Raw genomic sequence first — 12,974 nt, forward strand, 5'->3', positions numbered from 1 at the left:
CCACCATTCAGGCAACAGCCTTCTCCCGGTCCGGGCCCTCGGCATCGCTGCGGCGGCGCACCAGCTGGAGGATGATCGCGAGCACCGCGAGCACGAATCCGATGGCCGACACCATGATCGACGGGTACACCATCAGCACCCCGCCGACGATCAGCAGTGTTCGATCCACCGCTCGACCCCGGGCGACGAGGAACCCTGCCAAGCCGCCCGCGATGGCCGTCATGCCGAGGATCACGGTGACCAGTGCCGGGATCAGCTCGGCCACCGTCCCCTCGAGCAGGAGCGCCGGTTCGAGGACGAACACGAACGGGATGAGGAACCCGGCGATCGCCAGCTTCAGCGCCGTCACACCGGTCTTCAACGGGTTCGAGTTCGCGATCCCGGAGCCCGCATAGGCCGCGAGGCACACCGGTGGCGTGATGTCGGCGAGGATGCCGAAGAAGAAGACGAACATGTGCGCCGAGATCAGCGGGACGTCGAAGTTGTTGTAGAGGATCGGTGCCGCGACGGTCGCGGTGACCACATAGTTCGCGGTGGTCGGCAGTCCCATGCCCAGCACCAGGCTGACCAGCATGGTGAAGAACAGGACCAGCAGGAAGTTCCCCTGCGCGAGGTCGATGACGGCATTGCCCAGACGCCCGCCCAGTCCGGTACCGGTGACGGTGCCGGCGACGATGCCCGCCGTGGCGCAGGCCGCGATCACGGGCAGCGCCGTGCGGGCTGCCGCCTCGAGGGTCCTGATGATCCCCGAGAACGAGAGCCGGGTCGATTTCCGCGCGAAGCTCAGCACGAACGCGACCCCGATGCCCCACAGGGCCGCGCGCGCCGGGGAGAAGCCCGACAGCATCATGAAGACGATGATGATCAGGGGGAGGAGCAGGTCGATCCGCGCGATCAGCGACTTCCAGGTGGGCAGCTGCGACACGGCCAGGCCCTTGATGCCCGTGCGTTTGGCCTCGAAGTGCACGGAGAGGAAGGCCCCCATGAAGTACAGCGCCGCCGGGATGATGGCGATGATGATGATCTCGTTGTACGGGATCCCGGTGTACTCGGCCATGATGAAGGCAGCTGCGCCCATGATCGGCGGCATGATCTGGCCACCGGTCGACGCGGTCGCCTCGGTCGCTGCCGCGAAGTGGGGCCGGAACCCTGCCTTCTTCATGATCGGGATCGTGAACGAGCCGGAGGCCACGGTGTTGGCGACCGAGGATCCGGAGATCATGCCCTGCAGCCCGCTGGCGGCCACGGCGGCCTTGGCGGGGCCGCCGGTGAAGCGGCCGGTCGCACGGAACGCCAGATCGTTGAAGAACCCACCGATGTTCGTACGGATGAGCACCACGGCGAACAGCAGGAACAGGAAGATGAAGGTCGAGGAGACCTGGATGGGCGTCCCGAAGATGCCGGAGCGCGCGGTGAAGAAGGTACCGACGACGTAGTTCTCCCACGATTGCCCGACGATCACCACCGCATATCCGATGGCCGCCAGGGCGATCAGCACGATCGGGAGCCCGACGCAGCGCCTGGTGGCCTCCAGGACCAGCACGATACCGAGGGTCGCGACCACGTAGTCGAGGTCGCGGAATCCCAGGATCTGCACCATATTGCTGGTCAGATGCTCGTACTGGACGACGATGAAGAGGTTCACCACCAGGGCGATCAGCGCCAGGACGACGTCGTACCAGGGCACGCCTCGCCGTGTCAGCGAGAGTCGCCTGCTGGCCGGGTACAGCAGGAAGATGATCGAGGTGGCGCCACCGAGGTGTATCGCCCCCTGGATCAGCGAGGTCCGCGACCCGAACAGCCCCGTGTAGAGGTGGAACACGGTCAGGGCGACCGACAGGCCGCCCACCACCCATGCCCACACTCCGAGGTTCGTGCGGAACCGGCTGGAGGTGTCGTGCTCGCGCAGCACTTCCTGCGCGTGCCTCTCGGCCTCGGCAGTCTCCTCCTGATCGACCTCCGACTCCGTGGACCGCGGATCCTGCTCGTGGTCTGCGGAGCTCATCTCAGAGAAGTCCCTGTTCCTCGTAGTACTTCTCGGCTCCCGGGTGCAGCGGCACGTCGCCCTGGCCCGAGAGGGCGTAGTCGTGGCTGATCAGGCCGCCCTGCGGAAGAGTGATCTCCTCGGCGTGCTCGAAGGTGGCAGCTGTGAGGTCGTACCCCAGCTCAGGACTGACCTGGGTGGTCGAGGCGATCAGGGTGGCCGCGACGGACAGGGTGAGCACGGGCTCCTCGAGGAAGTCGTACGAGTCGGGTTCGATCGTGTAGACGTCGAAGGAGCTCTCTCCCGCCACCTGGTCGGCCTTGTCCTGGTCCATGGAGATCAGCTTGACGTCGTTGGTCGCGGCCAGGTCGCCGAGGGACCCGGTCGGGGTCCCCACGACGAACACGGACGCGTCGATGTTGTTGTCGCGCAGGAGGTCCAGCGAGCTGGAGAAGTCCTGCTCGAACGGCTCGTAGTCGCCCTCCTCGATCCCGTAGGCGGTGAGGATCGCGTCGGAGACGGCGCGGGTGCCGGAGCCCACGTCGCCGACGGCGATGCGCTTGCCCTTGAGGTCCGCCGGGTTCTCGAGCCCAGTTCCCGCGAGGGTCACGATGTGCGCGGCCTCGGGGTACAGCGCGGCGATCCAACCGATGTTGTCGACCTCGGCGCCCTCGAACTCCCCGGTGCCGGTGACGGCGGTCTGGGCGGTGTCGCTCTGCACGATTCCGAGCTGCCATTCGCCCTGGAAGATCATGCCGATGTTCTCCACCGAGGCACCACTGTCGGTGTAGTTCACCGTGACGCCCTCGATGGTGTCCTCGTAGATGGCCGCGTACTCGCCGCCCAGCGGGTAGTACACACCGCCGGTGCCGCCGGTGCCGAAGGTCAGATCGGTGACGAAGTCGCCCTCGTCACCGCCGCTGCCACCGCCCTGGTCGTCGCTGCCACAGGCGGCCAGCAGTCCGAGAGCCGCGAGCGGGCCCAACGTGGCGAATGTCCGTCGTCCGATTCGCATCGGTGTTCTCCTCCGTGAGAGTCCTCAGGGACGAGCTGCGCGGCCGGTGCCCGGTGCGGCGTCGTCGCCAACGGTGCCGTGCGACTCGTCGATGTGGCTCGATCCCATCACGCATCCGTCTCGTACGCTCCTGACTTACCCCCGAACGGGCATAACGTTTCGGGATCATTCTCGGATCCGATGCGCCGCGGGCGACGGCCGGCTCCAGCTGGGGCCGCCGCGGGTGGTGACCTTCGACGGGTTCACGCGTAATCTCGAGAAACCAGGTCGTCACGCGATCTCGACGACGAATCCACGGACCAGGGAGCCGAGATGACCCTCCACGAGGGCCGGACCTACGCCGTCACCGGAGCCGACAGCGGTATCGGAGCCCTCACGGCGCAGACGCTGCAGGACCGCGGCGCGCGGGTGCTCAGATGCGGCCTCGGCCCGAAGATGGACGTCCGTGCTGATCTCACCGAGGAATCAGGGCGTGACCTGCTGGTCCAGGAGCTCAGCCGTCGCGCCCCGGGTGGCATCGACGGTCTCGCGCTGGTGGCCGGTATCGGATCTGCGTCCATCGACACCATCCGCCTCAACTACTTCGGCACGCTGGCCGTACTGGCCGGGCTGCGCCCGCTGCTGCGACGCAAGGAGCAGCCGCGGGTGGTGGTGGTCTCCTCGGCGGCCTCGCTGTCCGCCGGAGACGAGGACGTCATCGCGGCCTGTCTGCGCGGCGACGAGGCGGCGGCGATCGCTGCCGCGGAGCGTGCCATCAGCAGTGGACGCGGCGGGGAGTTGTACCGGTCCTCGAAGATCGCCCTGAACCGGTGGGTTCGCCAATCGGCGACCGCCGAGGAGTGGGCCGGTACCGGTGTGGTCCTGAACGTGGTCGCCCCCGGGGTCGTGGAGGCCGACACCGGGCGCGAGACCATGCCCAGCGGCTCCGAAGAGATCAAGGTGCTCCGCACGGCGCTCCCCCAGACCTTGGGATTCCCTGGCCCGGTCCAGGCTGTAGCGGACGCGATCGCCTGGATGGTGAGCGAGCAGAACTCGTTCATGGCTGGTCAGATCGTGTTCGTCGACGGCGGGGCCGACGCCTCGCTGCGCTCGGACAGGCCCTATCGCGAGGGCGTCCGCTATGGCCCGGTCGCGATGGGACGAATGCTGTACTGGTCACTGCGGGCGAAAGTGCAGATCAAGGGCAAGACCAAACCCGGACGCTGATCTCGGCGCCGGCGTCCATGGTGCATCGGATCGAGGAGTACGCCCGACAGTGCGGTCGTGCCGATCTGCTGCGTGAATGCGTCGACGGTCGCGTCGGACAGCAGGGACAGGGTGGTTCAGCGGCGCCAGAGGTAGGGCGTGGTGGTGGAGACCTTGAGCAGTCCGGAGCGCTCCAGGATGGGCCGGGAGAACTCGGTCGAGTCACTGTGCAGGAGCGTCCTGCCGAGGGCGAGCGCGGACCGGGCCCTCGCCGCGGTCAGCGCCCGATAGATCCCGCGGCCGCGCCACGGGGCGAGCGTCGCTCCGCCCCAGATACCGGCGAACCGGGTCCCGGGGACAGGTTCGAGCCGACCCACACTGACGATCCTCCCCTCGGCTCGCGCGATCCACAGCTCCAACCCGTCGTCCATCGCGAGCCGACGCAGGATCTCCTCGGCCCGCGCCCCGGACGCGCTGTCCCCGAACACCTCGTCCGTCATGGCGCTCATGGCGCGCACATCTCGCCGCTCACGGATCTGATGCAGGGTGACTCCCCGGGGCAGGGGCACGTCGATCGCCAACGCCGCCGCGTCTCCGAGCATGATCGATTCCGGCTCCTCGGCCACGAATCCGTGAGCGGTCAGCGCCTCGTGCAGCCCCGGGGCACGATCGTGCCCGCGGGACTTCCACTCGACCTCGAGGAGGGACTCGTCCGTCTCGACGCGCTCCTTCACACGGGCGACCAGGGCCTCGATGTCGACCCGGTCGCACTCGGCGAGATCGCGGTAGGTCACGAAGCCACGGCCACCGGGAAAGGTGGCCAGGAGCAGGGGGCCGAGCACGATCGTCGCCATGGCGTTCGCCGTCTCGGCCCCCGTGCGCAGCTGCTCGTCATAGGCGGCGAGCAGTACCTCCGGGGTCATCGCGGAATCGGCGGAGGCAGGCCCAGCGGGAACGTTCGTCATGGGTCCCTCTTCCCTGCAGATTCCGGGCAGCTCAGAAGGAGCCTATCGTCGCCGATCGGTGCGGCGACCTACGAGTTCTGTCCCGGTGCTCCCTCTCGCCCCTTCCCCGGCGTCCCCTCCGGCTTGCCGGTGGTGCCGTCGGGCTTGCCCGGCTTCTCAGGCTGGCCGGGCTTATCAGGCTTGCCGGGCTTATCAGGCTTGCCGGGCTTGTCGTCGCCGGTCGCAGTGAACGCGCTGAGCTGGACGATGCCTTCGAAGGGCTCTTCGCTCGGGGCGCCGAGCGCCGTCTCGCGCAGCTGCTTCGGGTCGACCGCTCGGGTCTCGTCCCGGGTGACTGCGAACCAGCCGTACGGCGTTCCTGTCTTCAGCCCGTCCCAGGCGACGGTGGCGGGCTCCCCGGAGCCGTGGGTGACCTCGCCGATCACGTGATCGCTCGGGGTCAGGCCCATCAGGGCGTCGGTCTGGAACGTCGTCGTGCGGGTCTCGAACTGCACGGGCAGTCGGAAGTCGTCCTCGTGCCCGTTGTAGCGGGCCCTGGTGTCGTACTCGCTGGCGCCGAACTCGTCCAGCTGCGGGGAGTACGTATCGACCGCCATCTCACCGCGGTCCATGTCGAACTGCAGCAGGCGGAAGAAGGAGGCGCCGAGGCGCAGCCCGTCGTCGCCGTCGTAGCCGCCGATGTCGGTCAGCCCCATCTGCTCGGCGCTCATCTCGTAGAACTGGTAGTCGGCCAGCAGCTCGACGACGTTGTTGCCTGTGCTGCCGACGTCCTTGCGCACCCCGATGCTCACGCCGTGCTCGTGCCCGGACAGCACCAGGGCGACATTGGAGTGCTTGGTCAGGATCTGCTCGCGGATGATCTGACCGTCCTTGGAGAACGTGCCCCCACGGCCGTCGGGCTCATCGCTGGGCTTGTTGTACGCGTGGGTGAGGATGATGGCGTTGCGGGTCGAGTACTGGTCGAGCACCTCGCTGGCCCAGGCGGTCTCCTCCTCGGTCACGACATAGCCGAGGTTGACGGCGATGAAGTCGTGCCCGGCGGCGCTGAACAGGTTGTAACTGTTCTCGTTGTCGCCCGGCTTCCACGGGTGGTACTCGGCCCCGGCCTGCTTCCAGGACTCCGACTGCGCGAGAGCCTCGTATCGCTCGGGACCGAAGTACTCGTTGTACAGGCTGTCGCTGCCCACGTCGTTGCCGCCGCGGTTGTCGTGGTTGCCCGGCAGCACCGAGTGCGGGACGCCGGTCTCCTCGAGGAGCTTCTGGGTCTCGGAGGCGAACTCGAACTCCCGGGTCGCCACCGCCCGGTCCTCGTGGTTCGTGTTCCAGTTCTCGATGATGTCGCCGGTGTGGGCGACGTAGGCGAGCTTGTGCTCCTCGCCGTGCTCGGACACCCACCGGTAGGAGTCCTCGTACGCGTCGGCCCAGACCTCGCGCTCCTCGGCTGTCTCCTGCTCGGTGGCACCCTCGGAGAGGTACTGGGTGTCGGTGATGTGCATGAGGGAGAAGTCGAAGTCGTCGGGATCTTCGAAGCTGTCGCGGATCGGCTCGTCCAGGTCGTCGGCGAAGGGGTCCGTGCCCAGCACGAGCGCTTCGATGGTGCCGTCCGAGTCGTGGTGCGCGGCCGCCGGAGCGGTGAGCTCGACCTGGCTGTCGGCGGAACCACGCGCGGAATCGGCGATCTCGTAGGTGCCGGTCTCGGTGTTCCGCAGCAGCAGTCGCACCTCGCGGGAGGGGTCGACCTGGCCGCGCCACAGGACCTTCTGTCCGGCAGCGGTGAAGGGGATGGACGTGCGCAGCGCAGGGACCTGAGCGCTGACGGGGGCGTCGAGCGCCTGGCCGTCGGCGGGGTTCAGCGCGTCCTCGACCGCGGTCGCGTCCTGCAGTTCGACGTCTCCGGGCACCGTGCCGTCGGCCGAGAGGGCGGCGGTGTCGATGACGCCCTGCTGGGAGCTCCCGGCCGCAGCGACGTCACCCTGAAGGAAGGTGGTGCGCAGCGCGGCTCCGGTGGGATGGGTGGCGCGCGCGGTCAGCTGGGCGGTCCCGGCGCCGTTCTGCTGGGTGGTGCCGTCCGCGGTGGGGATCGAGGTGGAGGTGAACGGGAACGAACCGGAGACCTCTGCACCGAACGAGTCGGTTCCCGAGTAGGCGATCGTGTGCTCGCCCTCGCGCAGACCCGCGCCGACCTCGTCACCGAGGGAGACGGGCTCCCCGTCGAGGGTGAACGAGAGCCGGGTGGCCAGCAGCTCCTCGTGCGCGATCGTGCCCGCGAGAGTGGTGGGCGCGGTCAGCGGGGTGTCTGGGGCGGGGCTGGTCAGCTCGAAGGAGACCTCCTCCTCGGAGCGGTTCGCGAAGGTCTCCGCGTACCGGGCTGTGACCTCTTCGGCGCCCAGGGCGCGACTGTGGATACCGGCGTTCGCGACCGAGGCGGTGCCGTGGAACTGGGGTTCGCCGCTGCCGTTGGTGTCGGCGCCCAGGAAGAACTGACGCGCGCTCTCCTTGGGGGGCGTGATCGACCCGCGTTCGGTCGGGGTCGAGGCGACCTTCTCGCCGTTGAGGTACAGGGAGAGGGTTCCTCCGTCCCAGACGCCGGCCGCGTGATACCAGACTCCCTGCTGGATCTCCACGCCGGCGCCGTAGTAGGTGCCGCCCACGTTGACCATCATCTTCAGCGTCGAGCCGTAGGCAGTCAGCGAGAACCCGCCGGCTTCCTTGGCTCCGCAGAAGTTGCCGGTGGCTTCGGAGGTCCCGTCGGTGAGCCCGCCATCGAAACGGACGGTGCACTCCAAGGTCAGGGCATTGGCTGTGTCGTCGAAGCCGTCGGCGAAGTCGTAGCGGACGGCGTTGGTGCCGTCGAAGCCGGCGACGTCCCGACCCAGGGCGGTATCGGCGGCGATCGTCGGGGCCTCGCCGAAGCCGGTCACAGTGCGGTCCCGGGCAGCGTCCTCGGTCGAGCCGGAGTCGATGTCGACGTCGAGCACGTCGGGGGCGGGTGCCTCGACCGTGGGCTCCGGCAGGGGTGCGCGCGCGGGTGCCGCTCCGCCGAGGGCGGGGGCGGGCTGCGCGGGGGCGATGGCCGAGACGGCGGGAAGGGCGGGGACGGCCGAGGAGATCGCCGGGGTCATGCCGAAGGCGACGGCGGCGGCGAGGGTGACGGACAGGGTGCGCCAGGAGGAGGACACAGGAGCTCCAGGGGTTGGAGTGGTCTGGGGTCGCCTGAACGCTAGGGATCGCGTCGGGCGACGACATGCCGTACAGCCGAACCCCCTGCGTCCAGAAGATGACCACTGGATGGCTAGCGCCCGATATGTCCACTTGGTGGCCCCGATCTGACATCCCAGGTCACGCCAGGGTGGGCGCGCTCCCATATCGACGTCGCCGACTCCTGGCATCGAGCGCCCGCAGGGCTGGTCCGCCCATCGACCGCCGCAGCTCGTCACCACCCCGCTGGCGCCGCGTAGATTGCCGGGATGAGCGGAGCGGACGACACGAACGGCAGTGTGGCCGGGGAGCTGGCGAGGGGACTCGGACTGACCCTCACGTCGACGGTCCCGGCCCGGAGCACCGAGAGCTGGCGGGCGCAGGGCCCCGGGCAGGACCTCCTGCTGCGCCGGTATCTCGATCTGTCCGAGGTCGGGCAGAGCGAGCTCGGCCGGAATGTCGCCTGGCAGGCGGAGCTGCGCGAGGTCGCCGCCGGCGAGGGATGGCCGACCGCTCGCCCCCACGGCGACCCGATCGCCCACGCGGGGAGCTGGTGGACCCTGGAGCAGTTCCTGCCCGGCCGCCACCGCCCCGTCCCCGCCGCCACGCAGGCCCGGATCCTCACCGCATGGCACGCCACGGCGTTCCCGCTGGAACGTCTTGGTCCGCGCCCGGGCGCCTTCGACACCCTGGCGGTCCTCGTCGACGCAGATGTCCCCGCACTGCTGGGCACCTGCTCCGACGCCGAGGACCGCTCCTGGCTGCTGCGACGATTCGATCAGGCGAGCGCGATCGCCGACGCCGTCGACTGGACTGCGTCCCGACGCGTCCTGGTGCACGGGGATCTCGTGGGCCGCAACCTGCTGTGGGACGGGGAGCGCCTGACCGGGGTGATCGACCTCGAGCTGGCCACGGTCGACCGACGAGTCACGGAGATGACCACGAGCTGGAGGTGCCGCTACGACGACCTGGCGCTCGCCGTGCACCGGCTCGACCCGTTCACGGACCACGAATGGCGGATGCTGCTGGTCGACTGGTGGGCGCTGCTGCTCACCCTGTCGGCCTTCCACCTGCGCCGCGGCAGACAGCCCGATCGCTGGGAGCTCGATGGACTTCGCCGGGAGACGGAGCTCTCGCGCCTTCTGGAGCGCGGCGAGTTCCCGGCAACGCCATGACCTTGCCACAGGCCGCGATCGGTGTCCCGTGATGGGGCCTGCCGTGCACAATCCCGTTGACCTCGCCTCGACGCTCCGGCATTCTGCCGACATGGGACAGGCACAGGGTTTCGACCATGAGGTCCGTGACAACGGCGACGTCGTGATCACCCATCACGGCCAGGTCGCCACGATCCTGCGCGGCCGGCGCGCCGCGGAGTTCCTCGAGGAGGTCGGCGCGGATCCGCAGCTCACGATGGCGCGCTGGACCGGGAACTACAAGCACGGCAATGAACGCACCGCGAAGGACCACCCACGCAACCGTCGCGGACGGTGAGCGCTCCCTCACCCCCAGGTCAACGGGTCCAGATGCAGGTAGTCCCGCAGTCGTTCGGGGTCGAGGGTGATGCCGAGAGCCTCCTCGAGCAGAGCGCCGGCTTCCCGGGCGTCCTCAGCGGTCGCCCACGTCTCGCGAGCGGTCTCCACGAGCAGGGCGAGGTCGACGTGGCGGTCGGCGATGCCCGCGCGGCCGACGTCGAGGAACCCGGTCACCGAGAGCTGCTCGGGATCGATCATGATGTTGGCGAGCGTGAGGTCGCCGTGGGTCATCACCGCGGAGCCGGCCTCGAGCGCGATGAGACGGTCGCGGCGCGTGCGAAGCGTGTCCAGGAGCTGTTGCGGGCGGGTTCCCTGCTGGTCCGCGGGGAGGAACTCGACGATGACGGCATCGCGGGCGACGACGTCCTCCGCCAGGGCGAAGCGCTGCTGGACCCCGGCCGGGAACGGGCACGATCCCCCGTCCACGTCGTGGAGCTGCCGCACTGCTCGGACGATCGACGACCAGGCCGCCCGGAGATCGCGTCCGTCCAGCGTATCTGCGGGGACGCCGCGCAGGGTGGACGAGACGAGTACCCGCCCCCCGTCCGGCGCGAGGTTCCACTCGAGGACCTGCGGGACCGCGACCCCGGCGTCCCGGAGCCAGAGGAGGCGGTCACGCTCGGCCTCGAGCTCGGCGACGTCGCTCGGCCCCACCTGCTTCGCGTATCGACTCCCGTCGACGCAGCGCCGGACCACCGCTCCCGACTCGCCGCGCGCCACGACCTCCCACTCGTCTTCCCGCGGTCGCCACAGCACCGGCTCGGCCCCGGACGAGGCGGCTCGCAGCGGCCGCTGATCCTGCGAGAACATCACTGTTCGCTCACCTGCCCGGCCTCCACCCGCCATCGTCGATCGGTGCGCACCGTCTCGAGCATCCTCCGGTCGTGGGTCACCAGCAGCAGCGTGCCGTCGTAGTTCTCCAGGGCCTGCTCCAGCTGCTCGATGGCCGGCAGGTCCAGATGGTTCGTCGGCTCGTCCAGGACGAGGAGGTTCACGCCCCGCGCCTGGAGCAGCGCGAGCCCGGCGCGGGTCCGCTCCCCCGGTGACAGCTCATCCACCGGGCGGCCCACGTGCTCGGCACGGAGACCGAACTTCGCCAGCAGCGTGCGCACCTCGGCCGGGGTCATCTCCGGGATCTGCGCCTCGAGCACCGCTGTCAGCGGGGCGGTTCCGGTCAGCAGGGACCGGGCCTGGTCGATCTCCCCGATCTGCACGCTCGCCCCGAGAGTCGCTCTGCCGCCGTCGGGTCGCTGGCGGCCCAGCAGCGCTCGCAGGAGGGTTGACTTGCCGGCGCCGTTGGGACCGGTGATCCCGATCCGCTCTCCCGCGTTGACCTGCAACGACACTGGACCCAGAGCGAACGACCCCTGCCGCATCACAGCCCCGCTGAGGGTGGAGACGACGGTGCCTGATCGGGGCGCGGAGCCGATGGTGAACGCGAGCTGCCACTCCTTGCGCGGTTCCTCGACCTCGTCGAGCCGTGCGATCCGGCTTTCCATCTGGCGCACCTTCTGGGCCTGCTTCTCACTGGACTCGGTCGAGGCCCTGCGCCGGATCTTGTCGTTGTCCGGAGCCTTCTTCATCGCATTGCGCACGCCCAGACTCGACCATTCCCGTTGCGTGCGAGCCCGGGAGACGAGGTCGGCCTTCGTGGTGGCGAACTCCTCGTACTTCTCGCGCTGCTGACGGCGCTGCGTGGCCCGCTCCTCCAGGTACGCGTCGTAACCGCCGCCGTAGACGCGATTGCTGTGCTGGGCGAGATCGAGCTCGAGGACGCGGGTGACGCAGCGGGAGAGGAACTCGCGGTCGTGGCTGACCAGCACCACCGCGCCGCGCAGTCCGCGCACGAAGGACTCGAGCCGTTCGAGGCCGTCGAGGTCGAGATCGTTGGTGGGTTCGTCCAGCAGCACGATGTCGAAGCGCGACAGGAGCAGCGCCGCCAGGCCCACGCGCGCGGCCTGGCCGCCGGAGAGCGAGGCCATCGGGGTCTGCTCGACGTCGCTGCGGTCCAGTTCGAGTCCGAGCTCGGCGAGCACGAGGGGGATGCGCTCCTCGAGGTCGGCGGCGCCGCTGGCGAGCCAGCGGTCCAGGGCCGCGGAGTAGATATCGGCCGGGTCACCGGCGCCGGAGCCCGTCGGCGCCGGGTCTCCGAGAGCCGCGGCTGCGGCGTCCATGTCCCTCGTCGCCCGGGCGCAGCCGGTGCGGCGGGCGATGTACCCGGCGATGGACTCCCCGAGGATCCGCTCCTGCTCCTGGGGCAGCCAGCCCACGAAGGCATCGGCCGGCGACAGGGAGACGGTGCCCGCCTGCGGCTCCTCGACACCGGCCAGCATCCGCAGCAGGGTGGACTTCCCGGCGCCGTTCGCACCCACGACCCCGACGACGTCACCGGGCGCGACGGTCAGGTCGAGCCCGTCGAAGAGGGTGCGGTGGCCGTACCCGCCGGCCAGGCCGTGGGCGACGAGAGTTGCGGTCATCGGGCGATTCTCCCACCGACCCAGGAGTCGAGGTCATCGCCGCCGGTCCGGCGCGAAGATGTCGCGATAAGAGCATGTATCGGACAGGTGTTGATCGTTCGTCGGGGCTCTGGTGCATTCTCTGATCGTGCAGACCGGACCGACCGTGCGTCTCGCACCGCTGCCCCTCCCTGCAGCGTCTCGACGTCCGTCTGGCGCAGGACCCTCGCTCTCCTGAAGGAGACCCCATGCACTTCTCCCGTGACATGACCGACGCGTTCGCCGATTGGCTCGAGCGCGATCGGATTCAGCGCGCCCTGATCGCGGCGCGTCCCGGGCTCGCACACACGATGGTCCTCGACGAGGTGCGGCCGCTACTGCGGATCCCGAGCTCCGACGGCGGATTCATCGTGGTCGCCAAGACGTTCGAGGGGGCGGCGACGCAGTGGGTCGTCGGCGTTCCCGCGCGGCCCGAGCCGATCATCCATGAGCCGGGCTCCCGCGACGAGATAGTCCGGACCGTGATCGATCAACTGGACGGGTCCAGCGGACGCGCGAACGACGCGACCGTTCTCGTCCAGGCCCAGCCGGGAGGCGCCGACCCGGCGTCGTGACAGTCCCCGGCGGTGATCGCCAGGT

10 protein-coding genes are annotated in these 12,974 nt (G+C 69.4%); 4 read left to right on the forward strand and 6 right to left on the reverse strand.

All coding sequences use genetic code 11. The features are described from left to right. Nucleotides 1-7: 7 nt before the first annotated feature. A complete protein-coding gene (locus tag INT51_RS00570) occupies nucleotides 8-2,005 on the reverse strand; it encodes a TRAP transporter permease (RefSeq protein ID WP_193103254.1) in 1,998 nt (665 codons plus the stop codon). 1 nt (nucleotide 2,006) lies between these two features. After that, the gene (locus tag INT51_RS00575) at nucleotides 2,007-2,999 is read right to left on the reverse strand and encodes a TAXI family TRAP transporter solute-binding subunit (protein ID WP_193103255.1); all 993 of its coding nucleotides are present in this window, start codon (nucleotides 2,997-2,999) and stop codon (nucleotides 2,007-2,009) included. A gap of 312 nt (nucleotides 3,000-3,311) precedes the next feature. On the opposite strand from INT51_RS00575, the gene INT51_RS00580 reads away from it, so the two are divergent. Continuing rightward, nucleotides 3,312-4,205 (forward strand): SDR family oxidoreductase, encoded by an 894-nt coding sequence (locus INT51_RS00580; protein ID WP_193103256.1) that lies wholly within the window; start codon nucleotides 3,312-3,314, stop codon nucleotides 4,203-4,205. A 116-nt stretch (nucleotides 4,206-4,321) separates the two neighbouring features. Here INT51_RS00580 and INT51_RS00590 read toward each other — a convergent pair whose 3' ends face one another. Together INT51_RS00590 and INT51_RS00595 are read right to left on the reverse strand one after the other, a co-directional pair. Next, complete coding sequence (locus INT51_RS00590) at nucleotides 4,322-5,149, reverse strand: GNAT family N-acetyltransferase (protein WP_226831794.1); 828 nt, start codon at nucleotides 5,147-5,149, stop codon at nucleotides 4,322-4,324. A gap of 68 nt (nucleotides 5,150-5,217) precedes the next feature. Next, nucleotides 5,218-8,328, reverse strand: coding sequence for a LamG-like jellyroll fold domain-containing protein (locus tag INT51_RS00595; protein WP_193103257.1), 3,111 nt, complete (start codon nucleotides 8,326-8,328; stop codon nucleotides 5,218-5,220). Nucleotides 8,329-8,616: 288 nt separating this feature from the next. Here INT51_RS00595 and INT51_RS00600 point away from each other — a divergent pair, with 288 nt between their 5' ends. Together INT51_RS00600 and INT51_RS00605 are read left to right on the forward strand one after the other, a co-directional pair. Next, on the forward strand, nucleotides 8,617-9,522 hold the full coding sequence (locus tag INT51_RS00600) for a phosphotransferase (protein ID WP_193103258.1): 906 nt from the start codon (nucleotides 8,617-8,619) through the stop codon (nucleotides 9,520-9,522). 91 nt (nucleotides 9,523-9,613) lie between these two features. Then, entirely contained in the window at nucleotides 9,614-9,838 is a 225-nt protein-coding gene (locus tag INT51_RS00605; protein ID WP_193103259.1) for a hypothetical protein, read from the forward strand. 8 nt (nucleotides 9,839-9,846) lie between these two features. Here INT51_RS00605 and INT51_RS00610 read toward each other — a convergent pair whose 3' ends face one another. Together INT51_RS00610 and INT51_RS00615 are read right to left on the reverse strand one after the other, a co-directional pair. Further along, entirely contained in the window at nucleotides 9,847-10,689 is an 843-nt protein-coding gene (locus INT51_RS00610) for an aminoglycoside 3'-phosphotransferase (protein WP_193103260.1), read from the reverse strand. Further along, nucleotides 10,689-12,356, reverse strand: coding sequence for an ABC-F family ATP-binding cassette domain-containing protein (locus INT51_RS00615; protein WP_193103261.1), 1,668 nt, complete (start codon nucleotides 12,354-12,356; stop codon nucleotides 10,689-10,691). Before INT51_RS00615 ends, INT51_RS00610 begins: the two co-directional genes overlap by 1 nt. A 227-nt stretch (nucleotides 12,357-12,583) precedes the next feature. Between INT51_RS00615 and INT51_RS00620 the strand changes: the two genes are divergently transcribed. Continuing rightward, nucleotides 12,584-12,949: a hypothetical protein gene (locus INT51_RS00620; RefSeq protein WP_193103262.1), complete on the forward strand. Its 366-nt coding sequence runs from the start codon at nucleotides 12,584-12,586 to the stop codon at nucleotides 12,947-12,949. Nucleotides 12,950-12,974 lie beyond the last annotated feature (25 nt).

Origin of the sequence: Brachybacterium sp. FME24 (assembly GCF_014897705.1) — a bacterium.
Taxonomy (GTDB): Bacteria; Actinomycetota; Actinomycetes; order Actinomycetales; family Dermabacteraceae; genus Brachybacterium.